Source organism: Pseudorhizobium sp. NPDC055634, from assembly GCF_053618655.1.
On sequence record NZ_JBSHHW010000001.1, the window covers coordinates 592,551 to 616,110 of the forward strand.

Consider the following 23,560-nt stretch of genomic DNA (forward strand, 5'->3'; position numbering starts at 1 on the left):
AAACTCAAGCTCTCTGGCCTGCCCTGATGGATGGATCCCGGACGGATGCCGACGAATGCTGCGCCTCCCGAAGCTCTCGCATCTGGCCTCGTTCCTTGATGATGCGCGAGGCAGCGTCGGCCAGTGTCGTCAGCGCGTCGCGATCCTCCGGACCGAAGGATCTCGGCCGACGATCTATCACGCAGAGGGAGCCCAATGCATATCCGCGGTGATCCCTCACGGGCGCGCCGGCATAGAAGCGGAATCCGAACGGGGCTTCGATCGTGGCGTGACCGGCAAGCCGCGGATCGAGGGTAATGTCCTCGATCACCGTCAGTCCGTTGGCGGTCACCGTGAAATTGCACAGCGACCATTCCCGAGGCGTGACATCGCCGGCATAGCCATGGCTCGCCTTGAACCATTGCTGGCTTTCCGTCAGCAAGCTGACCATGGCCAAAGGCGTGTCGAACAATCGAGCCGCCAGATCGACAAGGCGATCGAAGGACGGTTCTCGCGGCGAGAAGAGCAGCCCGCTGTTTTCCACCGCCTTCAGTCGCTCCGCTTCATTGGGTGGAAGCGGATAGGCCACCTCAGCGGGCGGGACGTCCGAAGAGTTTCGCGCAAAGTCTGCGACGATGGCCTCGAGGCATTCGGAGATGGAGACGCTTTTCGGAAGGCGGATATGGTGGAAGCGTTTCGGAACGACGATCGGCTGATCCGTGCGACACAGAACCAGCGCCGGTGCCAGGCTTGCCACGTTCTGCAATCGCTCGATCAGCGGAAGGCGCTCGCCCGCGCCATCGTCGTCGATCACGATCAACGCCGGGAGGGTCTCGCCGATACGCGCCGCCGCCAGCATGGGATCTTCGATGATATCCACTACGAAACCGCATTGGATCAGCCCTTCCCAGGACGATCTCTGGTCTTCGCCTGCAAGAACGATGGCTCTCGCCGAGATGAGAGGAGCGGGGCGGCCGGCAATCAGTTCCAGAACCGCGGGCCGGGGAATGCGTCGATGCCCGCCCGGCGTTTTCCACGAGGGCAGTTGGCCGCTTTCGACCCACAACTGGGCCGTGCGGATCGATACGCCGAGCAGCGTTGCTGCCTGAGCTGTGGTAAGGATGTCGCTCAAGATGGCCTCCTGACACCCCTTCATATACCCGCGGCGGCGAAAGCGAAACAATTGACCGCCCATCGGCGGCGCCCAGCGGACAGGAGGCGGCAGCCCCCCGATCAGCCCTGATAGATATCGCGTCGCCGAGTTTCAGGCAGAGTGAACAAGAGCACCAGGAAGCAGACGAGGGCGACAAGCGATAGATGCCAGCCGGCTGCCGTGGCTCGGCCGCTCCAGTGAACCAGCGCGGCGGCGATGAAGGGGCTCGGGCCGGCGACGACGGCGAGCGCAAGGTTATACCCGAGAGCTGCATGCGTGGAGCGGACGGAGGCCGGAAAGACCTCGACAAGCAGCACGACATTCATCACCGCGGCAACGGCGACCAGCACGGCTAGGATCGCCAGTGCAGAGAAGACGACGGTCAGGTCCGCCGTATCAAGCATGAGGAAGAGGGGATAGCCGAATACGGCAAGCCCCAGCGAAGCGCCGAGCATGAACGGCCGGCGTCCCCACCGATCACTCAGGAAGCCGATAAGCGGGTGAAGCACCGCAGACAATGCCAGGGCAGCGGCACATGTCCACAGTGCTGCAGCTCTCGTCACCCCGACCGACTGGATCAGATGATTGGCGAGGTAGGCGATCAGGTAATAGAGGGATACTCCGAAAACCGCGGAGAAGGCGAAGGTGACCGCAAACGACGTCCATTTCTGTCGCGCCGGAACGGCTGCCACCGGGGCGAAGCGACGGCGGTTCGCAATCACTGCGTAGACCGGCGACTCGGCCAGTTCGCGCCGCATATGGAGGCCGAGCCCCATCAGAAGGAAGGAGGCGAGAAACGGAATTCGCCAGCCCCAGCTGATCATGGCCTGCTGGGACAGCGCCCATGAGAGGCTTGCGGCCGCTGCCATGCCCGCGACGAACGCAAGCGCCGCTGTTGCGGTAACGAGGCTTGCGGCGAGGGCGCGTCTTTCCTGTGCAGCACTTTCGACAATATAGATCCCGGCGCTGGACCACTCGCCGCCCACCATGGTTCCCTGCAGAAACCGCAATACGATCAGGAGGATCGGGCTGGCGATGCCGATCTGGCCGTAACCGGGCAACAGGCCAATCAGGCCGGTGACAAGCCCCATTCCGCATACCGTGATGACGAGAACCGTCTTTCGCCCGTACCTGTCACCGATCGGCCCAAGCAGGAAGGCACCAAGCGGGCGTGAGACGAAGCCCACCGCGAAAATCGCCAACGCGGACAGGAGGCCGATCCCGGGCGCCATGGGAGGAAAGAAAACCTGGGCTATGATCGTCGCAAGATATCCGTAGATCGCAAAATCGAACCATTCGATGAAATTGCCGATCCCCACGGAGAACCATAACCTGCGTCCCGCAGTCGGACTGACTGAAACCGACCTTATGCCTTCTCCGCAGTCTGTGCCGATCTGCGCCATGGGAGGCTCCTCTGTTGAGCTTGGCGCCGCGGATCGGCGCCCGCCAAGGCTGGCGAACCAGGGGGCCTTTCGCAATTGGCCTGCGGATGGGGGTCACTACGCCCCGGGTATAAGGGGCGGCCTCGCCTCTACCGGGGATCGTTCAGGCCGAGATTCGCGACCATGAGCACCAGATCGGCAAGGCTTCGCGCGCCCATCTTGCGCATGGCGTTTCCACGGTGAATCTTGACGGTGATCTCGCTGATCTGCAGCGCGTGAGCGACCTGCTTGTTCATCAATCCCCGGGCAACCAGGGCAGCAACCTGGCGTTCCCGCTGCGAGAGCGTTTCCAGGCGTGCCTGAAGAGATGCCTGACTGCTTGCGGCCTCCCGGTTCTCCCGATCGCGCTTCATTGCAGTGGCGACCGCATCTAGCATGTCCTGATCCCGGAAGGGCTTCGGCAGGAAGTCCACCGCTCCTGACTTCATCCCGCGAACGCTCATCGGGATGTCACCGTGGCCGGTCATCAGGATCACCGGGAGCGAACTGCCGGACGCCGCAAGCTGCTCCTGAAAATCGAGCCCGCTCAGGCCGGGAAGGCGCACATCCAGCACCAGGCAGCCGGCCGCCAGATGGTCGTCCGCCCCGCTGAACTCGGCCGCACTGCCGTAAAGCTTGGTCGCGTATCCGACCGAACGGAACAATGTGTCCAGGGCAAGACGCATCCCGGTGTCATCGTCGATGACATGCACGGTGAAAACCTTGTTCTTTTCCACCCGTCAGCCTTTCTTTGAAGTGTCGAGGACGGCGCAGCTTCGGATGATGCTGCGCCGTCCGACCGGATCAGTTCAGTTCGCGGAATGTACGGCGCTTTTCGCGGCCTCGTCGATCGTATCGGCAACCGCCGTCGGTTGCGTCGTAAACACCGCATGGCTCGCATCGACCTTGGTAATCTTTGCGCCGGCTCGTTCTGCCATATGGATCAGCATGGCCTGATCGAAGGCCTTGTCCTGCGTGGCGATGACGGCCCAAGTCGGCTTGCTCCGCCAGGCGGCGTTCTGGACCTTTTCACCGAATGCCGACATGTTGATCGGCACCTGGGAGCGGGCCATGAAAGCGGCATCGGCGTCGCTCGTGTCGGCTGCAAACCCGGCCTTGAATTTTTCGAGGCTGAGAAAGCCGAAACCGTCGTCGGTCGTCTCGATGACGAAATCGGGCGTGGCCGCAAAGCCCTCGTATTGCTGGCTCGTCGTTTCGCCGGCATCGGGCAAAAGCGCCGAGACGTATACGAGCCCGGCGACGTTCTCATGCACGCCGGCCTCGGTGATCACGGTGCCGCCCCAGGAGTGCCCGACGAGAATGGTGGGGCCCTGCTGGCGATCAAGGACCCGCGTCGTCGCGGCGACATCATCCTTAAGGGACGTGAGCGGGTTCTGCACGATCGTGACCTGATATCCGCGACTGGTGAGATCGTCATAGACTTTGCGCCAGCCGGCGCCATCCGCAAAGGCGCCATGCACCAGGACGACGTTCTTAACCGGTTCGGCGGCAGCCGCGGTCGGAAGAAGCATCGCGAGCGCCAGCGCGGTTGCGCCGCTGAGGGAAAGGGTAAGCTGAAGGAGTTCCATGTTCCGTTCCTTTGGTTCGAGAAAAATCGGTAAAGCCGATGGGCGTGCTGATCGAGGCAGGACGACGGTCGTGACCTTCGGGTCATGGGGCGGTCGTTGGTCCAGCTCGGAAAGGCGGGAAGCCCCATCGATCAGCCATACCAAGGTGCCCGAAGACCGATGGCAGGCCCATTGAACCTGTGGATTCCGGCCTCAAACCTTCGTATGAGGCGCTTACGCCTGTGTGTTGTCCCGGCCGTGCTTCGGAGCCGGGAGCCGGGCAGGCCTGCGGGCCCCGCGGTTGGCGACTGGGACGCGAAGCAGGGCGACGAGTAGCCAGGGTACATTCTGGCTATCGATGACCGGGCGTTCCTGAGGTGTGCCGAGAGGGAACGAAGGGTTGGCGGCAGGACCGGCGCTCCGTCTGCTCGCCACTGGACACACCCCGGAACGCTACGGATCATCGGCCTTGTCGTACGTCATCCCCCCGGAACCGGTCGTCGCGGGACGTCGGCGGACGAACGGAGGGCTTGTTGCCCGCAAAATTCCGATGAGCATCGGAAACGATGGATTCCTGCCCGTCCGGCATGAAGTACTTGCCGGAAAGATCGTCGTTTGCAGTTCCGACGGAGACGGCCGTAAGCAGGAGGGCCATCATGGTTGGCTTTGACTGAAGCATTTCTTTTTCTCCGATCTAGGGTTGTTGTGACCGGGAAAGCTTCCGAGAAATCCGCACCTTCTTAAATCGGCCTTTGGAGCATCCGTTCGACCTCATCGGATGCCTTTGCTCATACGCGCGTATGCCGCGCCGGTATCAAGGGTTGCGGTACGAAGTTGATCGACTGCGATACGGGTCGGGGCGCCTGACGCGGATGTGCCTCGAGAGCCTCGATTGGCCCGCTCCAACACAGCCGTGTTTTCCCCGTTCGGCGGTTACGCATGCAACCTGTGCGTTTCCATTGCAGGCATTTCACCCGTTCCTGAAATCGCGGCATGGCGGAACTCCGTTCTTATCGAGGAGCCGGCGAAGAGCCGGTCAGTGTTCAAAGATAGGAGACGATTCATGAAGACCTTTTTCCTGACAGGTATTCTCTTGATGGGAATTTTGGGGCCCGCTTCGGCGCTGGAGGCCCTGCCGGGAAGCCTGACCTTCGAGAAGCCGATTGTGAAGCGCGCGAAACTGCCGATCGGAAGCACGGTGACCCACGAGTTTCACTACCGGGGCCAACGGATCAAGGAGCTCTATGTCGTGCGCCCGGATCACTCCCTGAAGCTGACATGGCGCTCCGCCTCGAGCAGCCGCTAGCCGGCGGGCCCAAGTCCGCCCTGAGCGGTTGCGCCTCGGGCCGATCGGGCCAGCTACATCTGTAGCGTCGCAGGCTGCCCCTGAAACCATCGGGTAACGGGGCGGCCGCATGTCTCCCAGGGTTCCGGGATGAGGGCCCGCACCCGTTCTCCAAGATCGCCTCATGGACCTGACATGCTGAAGATAATCCTTTTGACGATCTCATTCATGCTCATCACCTGCCCAGCGGTTGTCGCCCGGCAGGTGGTGGATTCGGCCGGAAGGACGGTCACCCTGCCCGATCGCATCAGCCGCGTGTTCCCGGCCGGTCCGCCTGCCGCCGTGATGGTTTATGTCGTGGCCCCGGACAAACTCCTCGGCTGGCACCGCGAGATGTCGCCTGCAGAAAAGGCATTCCTGCTGCCCGCCGCCGGCGAACTGCCCGTCGTCGGTCGGCTTACCGGCAGAGGTGGCACGATCGAGCCCGCCGCGCTCGAAGCGTTGAAGCCCGATCTCATCATCGACGTCGGAAATATCGATGGACGCTACGTGTCGCTCGCCGACCGGGTACAGAAGGAGACAGGCATTCCCTACGTTTTGATCGACGGCAGCCTGACCCAAACGCCCGAGAGCCTTCAACTGATGGGGACTGTTCTCGACGTGTCCCCGCGGGCAGAGAAACTCGCGTCCTTCGCCGGACCGCACTTCCGGAGCCTCGCCGCCCACCTTGGAACCCTCCAGCCTTCCGAGAGGCCCAGAATCTATTATGGCAAGGGTGAGGACGGGCTCGAGCCCGGCTTCCAGGCTTCGATCAATACCGAGTGGATCGAACTGGTCGGCGGCACAAACGTAGCCACCGCGGACGGAATGGAGGCAACGGCGAAGGTTTCGGTAGACCAGATCCGGGAATGGGACCCGCAGGTCATCGTCGCCGCAACGCCTGCGTTTGCGGAGGCTGTCATGGAAAATCCTGAGTGGAGCGACATCACGGCGCTGCGCAATGGCATGGTCTTCCAACCGCCCGCCCTGCCCTTCGGCTGGCTCGACCAGCCTCCCGGCATAAACCGCCTGATCGGCCTGAGCTGGTTGAAAGCCAAACTCTTTCCCGCGCGCAAGGCCGAAAATATCCGCTCGGAGGTCCATCATTTCTTCAAGCTCTTCTACCAGGTCGACCTGAGCGACCGGCAGATGGATCAGATCCTCGGGCCTGCACCCTGAGCACACGGCGACCGCTAAGCGGTCAGCCCGCTCGAAGACCACCGGCACTCCAGGAACAAAACGAAAAGGATGAAGACATGAGCCTGCGCATCAATGATATCGCCCCCGATTTCTCGGCAAAAAGCACCCACGGTCTGATCGACTTCCATCAATGGATGGGCGACGACTGGGTGGTGCTGTTCTCGCATCCGAAGAATTTCACCCCCGTCTGCACCACGGAGCTTGGCGCGATGGCGGGCCTCGCAGATGAATTTCAGAAGCGCAACGTGAAGATCATCGGAATCTCCGTCGATGCAGTGGAGAGCCACGCGGCCTGGAAGCAGGATATCCGGACGGCGACCGGCTTCGATGTCGACTATCCCCTTATCGGCGATGAAAACCTTCATGTCGCAAAACTCTACGACATGCTGCCCGCCGACGCTGGCACGTCAGCGGAGGGCCGGACGCCGGTGGACAATGCCACCGTTCGCTCGGTCTACGTGATCGGACCCGACAAGAAGATCAAGCTGATCCTGACCTATCCGATGACGACGGGCCGCAATCTCAACGAGATCCTCCGGGCGATCGACTCCATTCAGCTGACGTTGCGCCATCAGGTGGCTACGCCGGCAAACTGGCAGCAGGGCGACGATGTGATCATCACCGCGGCCGTGTCCAACGAAGACGCCGTCGCCCGGTTTGGCGGTTATGAGACGGTCCTGCCCTATCTGCGCAAGACGAGGCAACCCACGGCCTGATTGCTTACCCGGGGGACGGTAGAGAGATGGTCCAGCTTGGCTAAGCCCCGGCAACGTCCCCCGTCCCTGTTATGATGCGTGCAACTTACCGCCCAGGCGCCATAGGCCACATCTCCGACCGGAGTCCCCGATCGAGGAATGTTGGCGACATTGCCTCCCACCGCACCGGATGCCATCCATGTCGAAGCCCGCTGTTTCTGCCTTCCATGATGCACGCACAGGTTCCGTCCAATACGTCGTGGCGGATCCGCAAACGCGGCGATGTGCGATCATCGATCCGGTGCTGGACTTTGACGAAAAGTCCGGCTCGACGGCCACCACCAATGCCGATGCTATCCTGCAGCATATCCGAGACAGAGAACTCGTCGTCGAGTGGATCCTGGATACCCACCCTCACGCCGATCATCTTTCCGCGGCCCGTTACCTGAGCGAGAAAACCGGGGCTCCGACCGCCATGGGCGAGCACGTCAGACGGGTCCAGGCCATATGGAAGGAGATCTACGACTGGGAAGCCCTGCCCTGTGAAGGCTCCTGCTGGGACCAGCTTTTCTCTCACGGAGACAGTTTCCCCATCGGAAGGCTGCAGGCCCGTGTCCTCCATTCTCCCGGGCATACGCTCGCGTCCGTGACCTATCTGATCGGCGACGCCGCGTTCATCCATGATACGCTCTTCATGCCCGACAGCGGCTCGGCGCGTGCTGATTTCCCGGGCGGTAGCGCCGCCGACCTGTGGACCTCCATCCAGGAGATCCTGGCATTGCCGGAGGATACCCGCCTGTTTACCGGGCATGACTATCGACCCGGCGGGCGGCCCGCCCAATGGCAATCGACGATCGCCGAGCAACGGGAATTCAACGCGCATCTGCGCTGCAGGTCGGCATCGGAGTTCATCGCCTTGCGCGAAGCACGCGACCGGTCCCTGCCGATGCCGAAGCTTATTCTGCCTGCCCTGCAGGTCAACATTCTCGGAGGCAGGTTGCCGGCGGAAGACGCCAGCGGCAAGCGCTACCTGAAAATCCCGCTCAACGCCTTCCCCTCGGCCGTCTGGTAACGGTGCCTCCACGGACGTGGCTCCGTGACGCCGATCACGTGCTGATCCGAACAATAGGGACAGACCTCCGCGTTGGTTTGCTCATACTCATGGATGAGCGACGCACCGTCAGGTGGAGTTTCCGGTGCAGCGCGTTTGGCGCAGTTTCGGGTCAGGGACCGCGCTCGAGATCAATCCGGACAGGGATCCATCGACGACCTGCCTATCTCAGCCCTCCTCATCCGCAACTGATCCCCCCCCAGTCAGAGGAACAAGCCGATGAACAAGAATGAGGTTTCTCCCATCCGGAGAATCACGCTTCCCCGCCGCACCTTCGTGACCGCGGCAGCCGGACTGCTCTTCGCAGCCCCGGCGCTTGCACAACCTTCAGGCGCCACGACGGGCGCGGGCGCCCCATATCGATCGCAACCCAAGTCTGCTCAACAGGCTGTGTGGAACCACGACGAAGTGGCGCTGCTGCTCATCGATTACCAGCCGGAGATGTTCGGCAACATCCGCTCCGAGACCACTGCCGCACAGGTCGAGCTGAACACCCGCTTCCTGATCAAGATAGCGAAAGCGTTCAACATCCCGGTCGTTCTTTCGACCGTCGGCGTGGAGATGGGCGTCAACGGTCCCACGGTGGAGGCGATTGCAGGGGAGCTTCCAGGCTCAAGCATCATCGACCGCAGTTCGATGAACGCGTGGGAAGACCCGAACTTTCTGGCCGCGGTCAGAGCCACGGGTAAACGCAGGCTGATGATCGGTGCGCTTTACACGGAAATCTGCCTGACCTACCCCGTCGTGGAAGCCCTTGCAGAGGGATATGAAGTCGCCATCGTCAACGATGCGGTTGGCGGCCTGTCGCAGACCGCTCATGCGACGGCGATAGACCGGATGGTTCACGCCGGAGCCATTCCGAATACCGCCCTCGCGCTCAGCACGGAACTCTTCCGCGACTGGAAAAGCCGGGAAGCGACGGTCGCCCGTCCGATCATCCTCTGGTACCTTGAGGAGCTGAAGAACCGGCCGGTTTTGTAACCGGAGGAAAACATTCCTCGACGAAAAGCCTGAGAGGCGAGTTGATCGGCAGCCGAAACGCTGAACCAGAGTGCTGGACGCTGCGCCCTTGCCGTCACCGGTCCTTCATACCTGGGTATAGAGGGCTAAACGCAAGATGTGAGGAACACGCCCAGGAGTTCAGTAGGATCGGAAGAAAATCAATGTAGATTCAACTCATCGCCGGAACAAACCGGAGATAGCAAAGCACTCCTTCCCCCAGGTTTTTGGAAAGGCGGCCGAGCTTCAGAAATATCTGCGCATCAAGAGTGGCCCGAGGCATTTGGTCGAAATGATGCGGAGAAGGTTGACATTCAAAGGTGATCAGCCTATTTAGTTATTGCGATAACAATTATCGCAATTGATAAATGAAGACGTAGTTCAGATTTCATCAACCCGCGCAAAGCGCACCCAACGAAAGGACCACGATCATGAAGTATCTTTCCTCCCTTACCGCCCTTGCCCTGCTTGCCATGGCATCCGGCCCCGCCTTTGCCGCCGAAGGCGAATATTACGAAGGTGTATCGCCGAACGAAAGCACCCGCTCCGTCGGCATCGACCGCAGCTTCGGCTATACGGGTTCGGTTTCCGATGCGGCCGGCATGCGCTCTGTCTCGAAGGCACCGGTCAACAGCGGCGACTACTACCTCGGCGCCGAGCGCCCGATCTAACGCAGTCCATTCAAGACATCGGCAGGTCCCGTCCAGGTCGCAAACCACAAGGGCGGAGCCTCCCAGCTCGGCATACCATCTCGTATCCAGCTCATCGCTCATCCCGGACAGAACGTCAGGGATGAGCGATCGCTTTTTAACGGATTGCACCCAGTCCGAGCTGTCCCGGTCACGTCGGTTCGTTGACGCATGTCAGGCCGGGAGGATGATCGGCCTCATACCCAGGAGTGAGCTCGCATCTACTAATGCGCGATAGGCCAAAGGAGCCGTTTGGGGGATCATGCCATTGCTGATCCGCGCTTCCCTCCCCGCCAGACCGCGGCAGCATCCGAAGCCGGACAACGGGCGCCCTCCCTCGTTGTCCGGCAATCGGGATTGAATCCGGGGGATCCGGCAGCTCCGATCACCACGCGCTTTCCCGCTCCAGAGGAGAGGAGGACGTGGCACCGAGACGCTGGTTTCTCATCCGTCGCGATAACGTTCTTAATGGGTCCAGGAGACGAGCATTGGTTACGACACCGGAGGCTAGTGGACATTCTGATCGGGGCATGGGCGATAAGGGGAGCAGCCTCCGTCTTCTGGATGCCATGGAACTTGCCTGGTGCGAGGTGAATATCACCACCCTGACGACGGAGCTGTCGACCTTTGGCGTCGAACCCAAAGGCACCCCATCAGGAAGGTCCCGCAGAATTGCCTCCATGTTGCAGCGGGTGAAAGTCGTTGAGGCGAATGGGGCATTCTTGTCGCTCTTCGGCCAAGGGGGTTCCACTGATCCGACGCACGCGTTTCAGCATATGTGGCCCCAGGAAAGCCTGTCGACTTTCACCGATTGTCTGCTTGCGCTGTCGAACGGCCAGTCGTCCTACCGGGGCACTTTCCAGTTGATGCCGGCGCTCGGTGCGCCCGTAGATTTCGATGTCACGGCTATCCGCTCAAGCGACGATCCTGCAGCGACCTTGATCTTCGGTTTCAAGGATGTGTCACCGTCCCAACAGGCCTACCGCGAGCTGGAAGCCAGCGAGCGTCGCTACCGGAGCCTCTTCGACTACATGCCGATCGGATTGACGCAGGTCGATGCAAGCTCGCTCGTTGCCCTGTTTGTCGACCTGCGGCGGAAGGGAGTGGAGGATCTGGACGCTTACATCGATGAACACCCCGAGTTCCTCGACAAGGCGCTCGAGGCGCTGACCGTCGAAGACGTCAACCAGCACAATCTTTCCATGTTCGGGGCGGGATCGGTCGAGGAAATGCGCGGCTCGGTCTGGCGCTACTGGCAGGCAAGCCGGTCGACCATGCGCCGCTCGTTGGTGGCACGCTATCGCGGCCAGGATCTCTTCCAGGAGGAAACCCGTGTCGTCCGCATGAATGGCGAGAGCCTCGACGTCCTCTATGCCGCTGCCCGAAACGAGGACATGCCCGAAAAGAGCCTTGTCGGCTTCATCGACATCACCGAGCGCAAGAAGGCCGAGGCCGCCTTGCAGCGCAGCGAACGTCGTTATCAGAACCTGTTTCAGGCCATGACGGTCTCGTTCTGGGAGGTGGACCTGGCCGAGGTCCTGGATCTTCTCCCGAAACATGAGCCCGAAACAGGTACCGATTACCGACAGTACTTCCGCGACAATGTCGACATTGTCGGGCACATCCTGAAAGCGGCGAGGATCCTGGACGTCAATGAGCAGACGCTTGCCCTGTTCGGAGGCACAGATAAGCCGGCCTTGCTGCGCCCCCTGGAGGAGTTCTGGCCGAGCGAGCGCATCGGCGACTTTGCGGATGCTTTGGCAGCCGTCCTTCAAGGCGGGTCTGCGGTAACCATCGAAACCCTCCTGCAGCGGCTCGACGGAACGATCTTCGACGCCCAGTTCACGCTTCGGTTCATGGATGATGATCGAAGCCGCGGCCTGGTCGCCGTTACCGACATCAGCGAGCGGGTCCGCGCCTATACCCAGCTCGAACTCAGCGAGCAAAGATACAAGGATCTCTTCGACCATATGCCGATCCCGGTTCTCCAGGTCGACACCCGCAATCTGCGCAGTCTTCTGATCGAACTGAAGGAGGCGGGGATCAGTGATCTCGGCGCCTATGTGGCAGAACATCCCGAGTTCCTGCGGATCGCCATGGAATCCTCCCTGATCACCGAGGCCAATGGCTCAGCCGTCCGCCTGTTTGGCGCCCGCAGGGCCGACGATCTGCACGTCCCCATGACCCGCCTGTGGGAAAGCCACCCCTCCGCGTTCGCAAGGGTACTGAACAATCGCTTCCGGGGCATGGACACCTATGAGGAGGAAATCAAGGTGACCGCCATCGACGGTCGCGTCATCGAAGGGGTCCTGACGGTTGCCTTTCCGCCTGCGTTGGACAAGCTCGGGATCACGCTGCATGCCTTCGTGGATACGACCGACAAGAACCGCGCGGTCATGCGGGTGCGAGAGATGGAGAGTGAGTTTGCCCATGCCGCCCGTGTGTCGATGTTGGGCGAGCTGACCGCCTCGATCGCTCACGAGGTCAACCAGCCGTTGGCGGCAATCGCCACCAATGGCGAGGCGGGGCTGCGCTGGCTCAGGCGCCCCCAACCCGACCTCCGGGAACTGGAAGGGCTCACGACGCGGATCGTCTCGGAAGCCCAGCGCGCCGCCGATGTGATCGCCCGGGTCCGCGGGATGGCACTTCGCCGTGCGCCTGAACGGGAAATCCTCCAGCTGGACGAGATCGTGCGCGAATCCTTTCTGTTGCTGCGCCATGAGCTTCAGGCGAAGGGGGTGACCGTCACGCATCACCCTGCGGCAAAGAGGGTGGACGTGTCGGCTGACCGCACTCAGCTGCAACAGATCGTCGTCAACCTCGCGGTGAACGCGGCACAGGCCATGGCAGCCCACTCCGATCGACGGCGCGAGATCCGCGTCAGCACGGACGCCGAGGGGGGCTATGCTCGCTTCTGCATCGAGGATTCGGGACCCGGGATTGCAGAGGACGATCACGACCGCATCTTCCAGAGCTTCTTCACGACCAAGCATGACGGAATGGGGATGGGATTGGCCATCTGCCGCTCCATCGTGGAAAGCCACGGCGGCAGTATCCGTGCGGACAATGAAAGCGTCCTGGGTGGCGCGCGCTTCAGCCTTCTTCTTCCCCATGCAGAACCGGCCGCCTCTTCAACCAACGAAGCATAGGACCTACCGTCATCGTCACCCGGTCCACCCGTGACTTCGGCCCGAAACGAGACGCGGCTACGTATATGAGGAATTCCTTAAGTAACACGTGTGTATAATTGGAGCGGGCTTTGCTTTGCCCTATACCCGGGGGATGACCACCTGCGCAAAAGCGACTGGAGATTCCGTGGGCGAGGCTATCATTTCCATCATCGATGATGACGAGGCCGTCCGCTCTTCACTGGACAGCCTCATGCGCTCCCTTGGCTTGCGGTCGGCGGCATTTGCGTCGGCCGAAGAGTTTCTTCGCTCTGCCCTTTCGTCGAGGCCCGGCTGCGTGATCAGTGACGTGGACCTGCCGGGCGGGATGAACGGGTTCGAACTGGGAACAAAGCTAGCCGCCGTTTCCAGGCAACCCCTGATCCTGATCAGCGGCCGTTCCGACAAGGATTATGAAGCCAGGGCGCAAAATGTCGGGGCGATCTGTTTTCTGCGGAAGCCGTTCAGCGCCGAGACCCTGATCGCGCGGCTGGCGACCGTCATCACCATCTGATCCTGCCGTCTCAGCGACCAAGCACCTCGGCCAGCCGCGTCAGTTCGATCAGCGACCTGACCTTGAGCTTCTTCATCGCGGCAGCGCGGTGGATCTTCACGGTAACCTCGCTGATCGAGAGCGAGAAGGCGATCTGCTTGCTGAGCTGGCCCTGAACGACGCGTTCGATGACGTCTCTTTCCCGGGGCGTCAGGGCGTCAAATCTCTGCCGGGCATCCTGCTGGCGCTGGACGATCGCCGCGCGCCGGCGGCCTTCCTCCAGGGCGCGACCCACCGCGTCAAGCAGGTCCTGATCCCGGAACGGCTTCTCGATGAAATCGATCGCTCCCGCCTTGATGCCGCGCACGCTCATCGGCACGTCGCCGAAACCGGACACCAGGATTATCGGCAGCGTGTATCCCTGGCTTGTAAGGTGATCCTGGAAATCGAGACCGTTAACGCCCGGCAGCCGGATGTCGAGAATGAGACAGGCCGGTCGATCGACGTGGTGCGCCTCGAGGAACTCCGCCGGGCTTCCATAGCTGTCCACCTCATAGCCGACCGATTGGAGAAGATCCTTGAGCGCGGCGCGCAGACCCTGGTCGTCGTCGATGATATAAACGATCGGAGGCCGGGATAGGGCGTGATCGGTCCTCATGCTTTGGCCTCATCGATAGGAGGCAAAGATATCCCCTTCCGGTCCGCGAGGCAGTATCCTCGCCGGGCATCCGCGACTGGAACCGGATTGTCTTTTATCCCTGAATTCCCCTGCATCCTTACCCCGCAATGCCGCCCCGGCCGACCTCTCGGCGAGAATACCATGAAACCGGTGGCGGAAAAACGTGGCCTCAACCATGCCGGGTCCCCTGCATCGTCATCCCCATCCTACACAGGGCACCGCTGGCGTCGGACGTGGTGACATGAGGGAGACGGCCGGCAAGTCCCCGCGCGGTTGGCCGCACTGCCCAGTCCACCCCCAGAAGCGATTCCCGCCTACTATGGGATCAGGCGGTTCATACCTTGGCGTGGACGAGCCAAACGCCTGCGTGATCGCAGCGGCGACCTGCGGACGTCATCCTTCCTCGACACCGGTCGCCGAGGAAATGACATGCGAGACCTGGATGCGGCCTGCTCGGTCGGGCCACCGCCGATACCGAGGTCCCAAGCTCGAAACGGACGCAAGCCTGCGGATCCCTCTGCAAGCGTGGGCGGGCTCGCCCCCTGGCAGATCGCCCGGATCGTCGATTATGTCGAAAGCAATCTCAGCATCACCATTTCGGTCGCCAGCATGGCAGCCCATGTACAACTGAGCACCAGCCATTTTTCCAGGGCATTCCAGATCAGCTTCAATGACTCTCCCTACAACTATGTACTTCGCCAACGCCTGAACTATTCCCGGACGCTTATGCTGCGCACAGACTATTCGCTGAGCCAGGTCGCGTTGGAGATCGGAATGGCGGATCAGGCCCATTTCACCAATACTTTCAAGCGGTTCTTCGGAGTGACGCCAAGGGCCTGGCGTAAGCAATCCGGGCACTGACCCCGCGACCTTTGCAACCAAAAGTTCTTGTTGTAGTCTTTCCTGGATGCAGGAGGATGGGACGGTGGGTTTTAAAGGGCTGCGGTCTCGGCGTGGGACAGTAATACTCTGAATTTGCAGTAATCGTCCGCATCCGGTCGCGGATAAGGTCACATTGGCGCACAATGAATATCCGGAAGAGCGGGACGTGCGGCGATAGCCGGCAATCTCTAGCCCCGCTCTAGTACCGATACGGGTCCGGCCCACACCGGGAGCGCTCCATCGGTGGAACCATCTCACTCTTGCGTCAATGGAAAGGAAGACGCTCGATCCGTGACGAACGGGGCTAGGCCTTCGTCCCTGTGAGCAGCGTAGAATTCTCTGTCGAGGGTACATGGCGGGTAGTGATGTCAGGGTGGCAAGCTTCGGTCCGTTTCGGTTCAATCCGTCTCGGCGACGGCTGATGCGGGATCATCAGGAGGTCCTTCTCGGCACCCGTGCATTCGACATTCTTCAGGCGCTTGTCGGAAGTGCCGGACGGAGCCTCACCAACAAGGAACTCATCCAGTTCGCGTGGCCCGGGATCCACGTCGAAGAGGCGAACCTTCGGGTTCACATTTCGAGCCTTCGCAAGACGCTCGGGTGCGGAAAGGACGGCGTCCGCTACATAGAAAACCTCGTCGGGCGCGGCTATTGCTTCGTGGCACCCGTGCAGTGGCTCGATGGAGATCCGCCGGCGGCAGCGTCGTCCGGTGCACAAGTATCCGGAGCGCCCGGGAGCGCTTCTCCACCGCCCCCGCTGCGCTCACGCATCATCGGTCGGGAAGCGGAGGTCGCCGATGTCTGCCAGTTGCTGGCAGCGGGCAGGTTCGTCAGCATCGTCGGCCCCGGCGGCCTGGGCAAGACAACCGTTGCACTCGCCACCGCACATCGGCTTCTCGGAAGTGATCTTGCTGCCCAGTTCTTTCTGGACCTTTCCGAGATCAGGGATCCCGGCCTCGTCATACCTGCCCTGGCACGATCCGTTGGCGTGGCAACCGGCCGGCAACCTTCTGAAGCACTGCTTCTCTCCCATCTGAGGGGCCAACGCGCGCTCCTGGTTCTGGACAGTTGCGAGCATCTCGCCGACGCCATGGCCGAACTCGCCCAAAGCCTCTGGGACCATCTCCCCGAGCTTCATATTCTCGTCACCAGCAGGGAAGCGCTTCGAATTGACTGCGAGCGGATTTTCCATCTCTCCGCGCTTGCCGTTCCGACCGGGGACAGCGAACTGGGAGCGTTAAGGGCCTCGCCTGCGGTGGAGATGTTCTTCGACAAGGTGTCATCAAGCGGATTTCGCGGCGAGTTAGCGGCCGAGGATCTTGCCATCGTGGGAGACATTTGCCGACGCCTTGATGGAATACCGCTTGCGATCGAGCTTGTCGCGAGCCACGCCTCGACCTTCGGCTTTTCAGGCCTGCTGACGCTACTCGGCGAAAGACACAGCCTCAGACTGGAGGGGAAGCGAAATGCCGCTCTTCGCCATCAGACGCTCGAGACCATGCTGGATTGGAGCTACGATCTCCTTTCCATGACCGATCGTGACGTGCTTATGTACCTGTCAGCCTTCGTCGGCGACTTCACGCTCGATGCCGCGCAATTCGTGGCCACAAACGACACGCGCGACATCTTCGCGGTATCGAACGCCATCACCCGGCTTGTGAACAAATCCCTCCTCACGGCATCCGCCAAAGGCAGCCTGACTTGTTTCCGTCTGCTCGACACCACGCGCGAATATGCGCAGGAAAAGCTGATGGCCTCCGGCGCCGCATGTGATGCCTACGAAAAACATGCCGCCTATTATCTGGCACGGCTGGGTGGGACGGGTTCAGGAGGCGCTTTCACCCGGAAGGATTTCTCCTCCTACATGGCGGACGTCCCCAACATCCGGCTTGCCCTGGAAAGGGCGGCGGCGGCCCCGGACCATCCGTGTCTGGCACGGCTCTGCGCGGCATCGGTGCCCGTTTTTGTCGGACTTGGCTTGCTCACGGAGTGCGGGAAGTGGTGTGCCCATGTCCTCGCCCGGTCGGGCCCTGCTCTCGACGATCCGTTGGAGCTTTCGATCCAGGAGGGGCTGGCGATCGCCAGCATGTTCACGAACGGCAACCACGATACCGTCCGTAGCGCCATCTCAAGGGGCCTGGAGCTTGCGGAACGGAGCGGCCAGTTCGAGAGAACGCTCCATCTGCTGTCGGGCCAGCACATATTCTTTACCCGCATCGGGGACTTCCGGGCTGCGCTGGAATGCGCCGAGCACTGCTTGAGAGTATGCCGGGCTGAGGGTGACCCCGCCGGGATCGCGACCGCCGAATGGATGGTGGGCTGTTCCTATCATCTCATCGGAGACCAGGCGAAGGCGCTGGAATTTACCGAGCGCGGCTTTGACACTGTGCCCCTGTCTTCGCCACGGGACACGCGATACTTCGGCTACGATCACCAGATCAGAGCGTTGATCGTGCTCGTACGAACCCTGTGGCTGCGCGGCAAGCCGGAAGAAGCAAGACGGGTGGCCGAAACGGCCATCTCCGAGGCGGTGCGAAAGAACAGCCAGATCGACCTCTGTATCGCTCTGCTGTACGTCTGCACGATCGCGATTTGGGATCGGGATGCTGAAACGGCGGACGCAAGGTCGCAGCGGCTTCTCGAGGTCGCTGCGCGCAATTCGCTGAAGCCGTACGAGATGGTGGGCCTCGCCCTCGCAGGCCAGGTGGACGTCCTGTGTAATCGCCTGGACAGCGGCATCGAAAAACTTCAGGCCGCGATCGCCTATCTGGAGGCCGAAGAACACCACATCCTGACGCCGGTCTTCCTGGGGAGCCTCAGCGATGCTTTCAGCAGATCGGGCAGGATCGACCGGGCCAAACGACTGATCGACGTCGCCATAGAGAGAGCCCGGCGAGGATCGGGCTCATGCCATCTGCCCGAGCTTTACATTCTCGCCGGTCAGATCGAGGGCCGAGACCCCAGCGCTCCTGCGGGCAGGATGGTTGAGTGGTTTCAGGAGGCACGAGCAGTCGCACGGCGACATTCAGATGTACATCACGAGCTTGAGGCGTCGTTGGAACTGCTGAAGCACGGGCAACGGATGCATCAGGAACTGGCAGTGCTCATGGCCTCGGTCGCGCTTAACGGCACCTCCCGCTGTCTGACGGAGGCCCGGGCGCTGCTGCAAGTCCCCGACGTCCGACTGGCAATGAAAGAGCCGTGCGAGCGAGCCTGTAGAGGCACCCGGAGGAAAAGCGATGTCAACTTGGCGTAGAGGTCTGCTTTCCGTATTCATGCTGACGTGGAGCTTCGCGTCGGCCGAGGCCCGCGATATCTCCTTCTCGCTCGGCCATCCCCCAGGGTCAATCTTTGCACGAGGGGCCGAAACCTTCGCAAGGACTCTCGAAGAAGAAACCGGTGGCCTCGTCAAAGCGCGCATTTTTCCGATGTCGCTGCTTACCATGGCCGAAACCTCCGCCGGGATCAGGGATGGCCTGGCCGACATGGGCGCCGTCATGGTCACCTATCATCCTGCCGAATATCCTCACACCAACTTCATTCTCGATTCATCGCTCCTGATCGGTGCCGCTCCCGGCGACACGCCGGTGGGCGCGGCCTATGCCGCTGCGGTCACGGAGTTCATCCATACCAGATGTCCCGAATGCATCAGCGAGTTCCTGCGACAGAACCAGGTGTTCCTTGGAGGTGCAGGAAGCTCGCGCTATGCGCTGAACTGCAGCAAGCCGATCTCGTCCGCGGCCGAGATCGGCGGCGCGAGATTAAGGGTCGGCGGTGCAAGCTGGGCGAGGTGGGCCGGAGCCGTCGGAGCGTCGCCGGTGACCATGGCCGGCGACGAGACGCTTCAGGCCCTCAGCCAGGGCCTGATAGATTGCGTCGTCCTGTCGATACCCGATATCCAGACCTTCGGCCTCGTCTCGGCGGTCAAACACATAACCCGGGATGTGCCGGGAGGGGTTTATGTTGCATCCTTCGCCAATGTGAACCGGGACAGGTGGCTGGCATTCACGCCACAGGAAAAGGCCGCCATGGTGAAGGGGGTTGCTCGTGGTGCAGCCGCCACAAGCTGGGCCTATCACCAGGATGAGCAGCGAGTACTCGACCGCTTTCGTCAGAACGGAGGCCAGGTCTATCACTCTGACCAGGCGCTCCTCGATCTCACCGAGAATTTCATGGAAGAGGACCTGGCTGCCCTGGCGTCGATCTATGAAGGGCGGGGTGTGACCCGTGCGGCCGAGATGCAAAAGGACTTCCGCGAGATCATCGAGCGATGGCTGGTTCTTGCAGGCGGGCTCACCTCCGAGGAAGAACTCGCGGATCTCTACATGTTGGAGCTGTTCTCCAAGCTGGATTTGACCGACGCGCTGCCTTCGGTCAATGCGCAATGATGCGCGCGAAAGCTGATCGGCTCCTGTCCATGCTGGTAAATCTTGGCGCCGTTGTCGGAGGGATCGGGATCTTTCTGATGATGCTGCACATTACGTGCGATGTTGCCCTGCGTACCGCCTTTGGCATGGGACTCCCGGGTACCTTCGTCGCCGTCTCGCAATATTACATGCTGGCCGCCAGCTTTGCTCCGCTCGCACTGGCACAGAAGCAGAGGGCCCACATATCGGTCGAAATTCTCGACGGGTTTATCCTACCCCACCGGGTCAGATTTCTCGACATCGCCATCCTCCTCCTGATTTGGATCGTGATGTCTGTGCTGGCTGTCCGCACCATGACCGAGGCGATAGAGGCGTGGCGCCTGCGAACCGCTCATATTGATGGAAACCACCTTATTCCCACATGGCCGGGATATTTTTTCCTGCCGTTCGGGACGGGCATCATGGCGTTGCTGGCCTTTGCCCGACTGCTTGAAGCCCTGCGAAACCGGCGAGCCAGATGAATATCGGTGACGCCAACATCGGCCTGATATCGCTGGCTGCGGTCGTCGTCGCGATCCTTTTGAAAGTTCCGGTCGGCATCGCTCTCTTGACAACCTCCTACCTGGGCCTGTGGTGCCTTTCGGGGTGGAGCGTTGCCTGGGGGACCCTCGGCATCATTCCCTACAATTTCGCGGCAAGCTGGATACTCAGCTCCCTTCCGATGTTCCTCTTGCTCGGCTTTATCTGCCAGCACATGCAATTATCGAATGAGCTTCTCAAGCTCGCCACGATCCTGCTGTCGCGAATACCGGGCGGCCTCGCCATCGCCGCCGTCCTTGGCGCCTCAGCCTTCGCGTCGATATGCGGCTCGTCGATTGCCTGTTCGGCAACGATAGGCCGCGTAGCCGTTCCGGTGATGCTTGACGCAAAATACGATGCGCAACTTGCCGCCGGCACGGTCGCAGTTGCCGGCACGGTCGGGGCATTGATCCCGCCCTCGATCATCCTGATCATCTACAGCGTGTTTGCCCAGGTTTCCGTGACCGAACTGTTCTTGGGAGGGCTGTTTGCGGGCGTCCTGACGGCGATCGGATATGTCGTCGTCATCCTGGTCCGTGTACGTCTGCAACCCCATCTCGCACCCGCTGCCGATGCTTCCTTCACCGCCCGCGAGAGGGTGGTGGCGACCCTCGGTTGCTGGCATCTGCTGTTGCTGGGTGGCGTCGTTCTTGCCGGAATACTGGGTGGTTTCCTGACGCCGACCGAGGCGGGCGCAGTCAGCGTCGCGCTTGCCTGCGTCATTGCAATTTACAAGAGGACGTACAGCGTCCCTCGCCTGATCCAGTCGATCTGCGAAGCGGCCGTGACAACCTCGGCTCTGATCATCATCGGGATCGGCGCAAGCATGCTGGCCAGGTTGCTGTCCCTCTCCGGAGCCAGCACCTTGATCACCGACGCCGTTCTCGCGCTCGACGCAGACCCATTGCTCTTTCTTCTTGGACTGGTGATCGTCTACCTTGTCCTCGGCCTGTTCCTCGATCCGATCGGGTCCATGCTGCTGACCCTGCCCATTGTTCTGCCGCTGGTGTCCGACGCGGGGTTCGGCCTCGTCTGGTTCGGAGTTGTGCTCACGAAGCTCCTGGAAATCGGGATGATCACGCCACCCGTGGGGATGAACGTCTTCGTCATCAAGGCCGTGGTTGGAGACAGGGTTGAAACCTCTTCCATCTTCAAGGGCATCGTCTGGTTTCTGCTGATGGACCTCGCCATCCTTCTCCTGTTGCTGGGCTCGCCCGAGATCATTTTCTTCCTGCCGTCCCTCTTTGGTCGATGAATTCCCTGTCCATCGGATCTATCGGCTGAAACACGCAGCCGCGATCAGGGCAGCCCATACGTTCGCTGTCGAATGCAGTTATCTCGTCGTCCTTCGCCATGCCATTACACGCGGCTTTACACCGTTTAACTGGCGCACCTCCTTTGTCTCCTCCACTCTGGCCGCAACATCAGTTCCGATGGTCCTCAATGGAGACGAATGATGTTCCCGCACGCTTGCCGGAAGGAAGACGGAGGGCTCGTCGATGAGCCCCGCATGGCGCCTGATATCGTGCCGCCGGCTGTCGAGGAGTCCCTTGGATATTGGGGCGAAGACGCGGCTGACTTTCAGCCCGCATCGCGTGGCGCGCAAGCGGGTCAGGCATTTTGCGACCTGGACGGAAGCGATCAACGTTACGACGACCTTTTTCAATATGCCCCGATCCCGCTCCTCCAGGTCGAGGCGGGCAGGCTGACGCGCCGGATGACGGAGTTGAAAAGTCGGGGCGTCACCAGCATACGCGACTACACACGCGACAACCCCGGCTTCCTGAAGTTCGCCATGCAAAACACCATCATCCTGCACGCCAACAGGGAAGCGATTACACTGTTCGGGGGAAGGCGTCTGAAGGATCTTCTTGGACCGGTCGAACCTTTCTGGCGCAACAGCGAGGAGGCCTACCTGCGCCATCTCGAAAACCGTTTCCGTTTCGCCCGCTCCTTCCGGGAGGAAGCTACTTTTATCACGCTCGATGGACGCATCCTCGAGGGCATGCTGACCGTGACCTCCTCGCCCGCGTCAGTGCAGGCGGGGCTTACCCTCAATGCCTTTGTCGATCTGACCGACAAGAAACGGGCCGAGCGGCAACTCGCTCAGGTTCAGGCAAATTTCGCTCACGCCGCGAGGGTCTCGGCCATGGGCCAACTCACGGCCTCGATCGTCCACGAGATCGCCCAGCCCTTGGCTGCGATCGCGATCAACGGCGAGGCGGGCTTGCGCTGGCTCAGGCGCTCCCCCGAGCCCGGCAAGGTCCAGGAAGCCTTGGGGCGTGTCGTCTCCGACGCCCGTCGCGCCGCCGATATCGTCACCCGGCTGAGGTCAATGGCCATACGCCGGGAAACGGAGCTGAAAGTCCTTTCCCTCGACGACATCATCCGAGAAGCCCTGCTGTTTCTCGAGCATGAGTTCAATTCAGCACAGATAGACGTCGAACATTGCCCGTCTGAACAAGATGCGCTGGCCGCGGTCGATCGGACACAGGTCCAGCAGGTGATTGTCAACCTTGCGCTCAACGCGAAACAGGCACTGTCGTCATCGCCTCCCGGCACCCGCAAGATCCGCGTCACCACGACGGCGGACGCAACCTGGGTCCGATGCAGGGTCGAGGATTCCGGTCCCGGCATTCCGGAGCAGCACGTCCCCCAGCTTTTCGACAGCTTCTTCACCATGAGGGAGGATGGAATGGGGGTAGGGCTGGCCGTATGCCGGTCGATCATCGAAGCGCACAAGGGCCACATCGAACTCATGCGAGAAAGCACACTCGGCGGCGCGGGATTTGCTTTCCAACTTCCCGTTTCCCCTCACGGCCAAGCTCAGGCAGAGGCGATGAGCGTGTCGAATAGTGCCTGACGCGGATCGTGCCGGACCTGAAGGTCGTGATCTCCACCCCTGGCGGACCTGGCGCCCGATGAGCTCTCGTGCCCCCAAAACGCAAAACGCTCCTCGGCGTTTGCGGAGGAGCGGGAGGTATGGGGGTTTGTCTGTCTGTGTTTGGGCGATGGGAATTTGGTTGCGGGGGCAGGATTTGAACCTGCGGCCTTCAGGTTATGAGCCTGACGAGCTACCGGGCTGCTCCACCCCGCGTCACCAAGAAAGCGGGCGCTTTGCCCGGACGGGAATTTTGTTGTCGTGTTTTCGGGAAGATTTTTGATTGCCTTTAGCAGACCTGGCAGCGACCTACTCTCCCGCGTCTTGAGACGAAGTACCATTGGCGCTGGGGCGTTTCACGGCCGTGTTCGGA

General features: G+C 61.3%; 20 protein-coding genes, 1 tRNA gene, 1 rRNA gene and 1 pseudogene. 15 read left to right on the plus strand and 8 right to left on the minus strand.

What is annotated here, in order from left to right; translation table 11 throughout:
- Positions 1 to 4: 4 nt before the first annotated feature.
- The 5 genes from ACWGPT_RS02895 to ACWGPT_RS02915 all read right to left on the minus strand — a co-directional run bounded on the left by ACWGPT_RS02895 (position 5) and on the right by ACWGPT_RS02915 (position 4,800).
- Positions 5 to 1,111, minus strand: coding sequence for a GAF domain-containing protein (locus ACWGPT_RS02895; protein ID WP_452604057.1), 1,107 nt, complete (start codon positions 1,109 to 1,111; stop codon positions 5 to 7).
- A 101-nt stretch (positions 1,112 to 1,212) separates the two neighbouring features.
- Positions 1,213 to 2,535: an MFS transporter gene (locus ACWGPT_RS02900; RefSeq protein WP_452604058.1), complete on the minus strand. Its 1,323-nt coding sequence runs from the start codon at positions 2,533 to 2,535 to the stop codon at positions 1,213 to 1,215.
- 128 nt (positions 2,536 to 2,663) lie between these two features.
- The gene (locus tag ACWGPT_RS02905) at positions 2,664 to 3,290 is read right to left on the minus strand and encodes a response regulator transcription factor (RefSeq protein ID WP_452604059.1); all 627 of its coding nucleotides are present in this window, start codon (positions 3,288 to 3,290) and stop codon (positions 2,664 to 2,666) included.
- Positions 3,291 to 3,362: 72 nt separating this feature from the next.
- Entirely contained in the window at positions 3,363 to 4,085 is a 723-nt protein-coding gene (locus ACWGPT_RS02910) for an alpha/beta fold hydrolase (protein WP_452604105.1), read from the minus strand.
- A gap of 496 nt (positions 4,086 to 4,581) precedes the next feature.
- On the minus strand, positions 4,582 to 4,800 hold the full coding sequence (locus ACWGPT_RS02915) for a hypothetical protein (protein ID WP_452604060.1): 219 nt from the start codon (positions 4,798 to 4,800) through the stop codon (positions 4,582 to 4,584).
- A gap of 384 nt (positions 4,801 to 5,184) precedes the next feature.
- Between ACWGPT_RS02915 and ACWGPT_RS02920 the strand changes: the two genes are divergently transcribed.
- The 8 genes from ACWGPT_RS02920 to ACWGPT_RS02955 all read left to right on the plus strand — a co-directional run bounded on the left by ACWGPT_RS02920 (position 5,185) and on the right by ACWGPT_RS02955 (position 13,820).
- On the plus strand, positions 5,185 to 5,427 hold the full coding sequence (locus ACWGPT_RS02920) for a hypothetical protein (protein WP_452604061.1): 243 nt from the start codon (positions 5,185 to 5,187) through the stop codon (positions 5,425 to 5,427).
- 174 nt (positions 5,428 to 5,601) lie between these two features.
- Positions 5,602 to 6,624: an ABC transporter substrate-binding protein gene (locus ACWGPT_RS02925; protein WP_452604062.1), complete on the plus strand. Its 1,023-nt coding sequence runs from the start codon at positions 5,602 to 5,604 to the stop codon at positions 6,622 to 6,624.
- 77 nt (positions 6,625 to 6,701) lie between these two features.
- Entirely contained in the window at positions 6,702 to 7,361 is a 660-nt protein-coding gene (locus ACWGPT_RS02930) for a peroxiredoxin (protein WP_452604063.1), read from the plus strand.
- A 178-nt stretch (positions 7,362 to 7,539) separates the two neighbouring features.
- Positions 7,540 to 8,412: an MBL fold metallo-hydrolase gene (locus ACWGPT_RS02935; protein WP_452604064.1), complete on the plus strand. Its 873-nt coding sequence runs from the start codon at positions 7,540 to 7,542 to the stop codon at positions 8,410 to 8,412.
- A gap of 258 nt (positions 8,413 to 8,670) precedes the next feature.
- On the plus strand, positions 8,671 to 9,432 hold the full coding sequence (locus ACWGPT_RS02940) for an isochorismatase family protein (protein ID WP_452604065.1): 762 nt from the start codon (positions 8,671 to 8,673) through the stop codon (positions 9,430 to 9,432).
- Between the two features lie 449 nt (positions 9,433 to 9,881).
- Complete coding sequence (locus ACWGPT_RS02945; RefSeq protein WP_452604066.1) at positions 9,882 to 10,121, plus strand: hypothetical protein; 240 nt, start codon at positions 9,882 to 9,884, stop codon at positions 10,119 to 10,121.
- 794 nt (positions 10,122 to 10,915) lie between these two features.
- Positions 10,916 to 13,288 (plus strand): PAS domain-containing sensor histidine kinase, encoded by a 2,373-nt coding sequence (locus tag ACWGPT_RS02950; protein ID WP_452604067.1) that lies wholly within the window; start codon positions 10,916 to 10,918, stop codon positions 13,286 to 13,288.
- A 166-nt stretch (positions 13,289 to 13,454) separates the two neighbouring features.
- Positions 13,455 to 13,820 (plus strand): response regulator transcription factor, encoded by a 366-nt coding sequence (locus ACWGPT_RS02955; protein WP_452604068.1) that lies wholly within the window; start codon positions 13,455 to 13,457, stop codon positions 13,818 to 13,820.
- Positions 13,821 to 13,830: 10 nt separating this feature from the next.
- On the opposite strand, the gene ACWGPT_RS02960 is transcribed toward ACWGPT_RS02955, so the two are convergent.
- Positions 13,831 to 14,457 carry a response regulator transcription factor gene (locus ACWGPT_RS02960; protein WP_452604069.1) on the minus strand — a complete coding sequence of 209 codons (627 nt, stop codon included), beginning with the start codon at positions 14,455 to 14,457 and terminating at the stop codon, positions 13,831 to 13,833.
- A 450-nt stretch (positions 14,458 to 14,907) separates the two neighbouring features.
- Here ACWGPT_RS02960 and ACWGPT_RS02965 point away from each other — a divergent pair, with 450 nt between their 5' ends.
- The 7 genes and pseudogenes from ACWGPT_RS02965 (at position 14,908) to ACWGPT_RS02995 (ending at position 23,169) form a co-directional block, all read left to right on the plus strand.
- Positions 14,908 to 15,339 carry a helix-turn-helix domain-containing protein gene (locus tag ACWGPT_RS02965; protein WP_452604070.1) on the plus strand — a complete coding sequence of 144 codons (432 nt, stop codon included), beginning with the start codon at positions 14,908 to 14,910 and terminating at the stop codon, positions 15,337 to 15,339.
- Between the two features lie 442 nt (positions 15,340 to 15,781).
- Positions 15,782 to 16,006, plus strand: a pseudogene (locus ACWGPT_RS02970) (winged helix-turn-helix domain-containing protein); the annotation flags it as partial.
- Between the two features lie 12 nt (positions 16,007 to 16,018).
- Complete coding sequence (locus tag ACWGPT_RS02975) at positions 16,019 to 18,616, plus strand: ATP-binding protein (protein ID WP_452604109.1); 2,598 nt, start codon at positions 16,019 to 16,021, stop codon at positions 18,614 to 18,616.
- A 19-nt stretch (positions 18,617 to 18,635) separates the two neighbouring features.
- Positions 18,636 to 19,748 (plus strand): C4-dicarboxylate TRAP transporter substrate-binding protein, encoded by a 1,113-nt coding sequence (locus ACWGPT_RS02980; protein WP_452604106.1) that lies wholly within the window; start codon positions 18,636 to 18,638, stop codon positions 19,746 to 19,748.
- On the plus strand, positions 19,745 to 20,248 hold the full coding sequence (locus tag ACWGPT_RS02985; RefSeq protein WP_452604071.1) for a TRAP transporter small permease: 504 nt from the start codon (positions 19,745 to 19,747) through the stop codon (positions 20,246 to 20,248). The genes ACWGPT_RS02980 and ACWGPT_RS02985 overlap by 4 nt, the downstream gene beginning before the upstream one ends.
- Positions 20,245 to 21,561: a TRAP transporter large permease gene (locus ACWGPT_RS02990; RefSeq protein ID WP_452604072.1), complete on the plus strand. Its 1,317-nt coding sequence runs from the start codon at positions 20,245 to 20,247 to the stop codon at positions 21,559 to 21,561. Before ACWGPT_RS02985 ends, ACWGPT_RS02990 begins: the two co-directional genes overlap by 4 nt.
- 255 nt (positions 21,562 to 21,816) lie before the next feature.
- Positions 21,817 to 23,169, plus strand: coding sequence for a sensor histidine kinase (locus tag ACWGPT_RS02995; protein WP_452604073.1), 1,353 nt, complete (start codon positions 21,817 to 21,819; stop codon positions 23,167 to 23,169).
- 157 nt (positions 23,170 to 23,326) lie between these two features.
- On the opposite strand, the gene ACWGPT_RS03000 is transcribed toward ACWGPT_RS02995, so the two are convergent.
- Both ACWGPT_RS03000 and rrf read right to left on the minus strand, forming a co-directional pair.
- Positions 23,327 to 23,403: transfer RNA gene (locus tag ACWGPT_RS03000), tRNA-Met, on the minus strand.
- Positions 23,404 to 23,483: 80 nt separating this feature from the next.
- A 5S ribosomal RNA gene (gene rrf / locus ACWGPT_RS03005) occupies positions 23,484 to 23,560 on the minus strand; the annotation flags it as partial.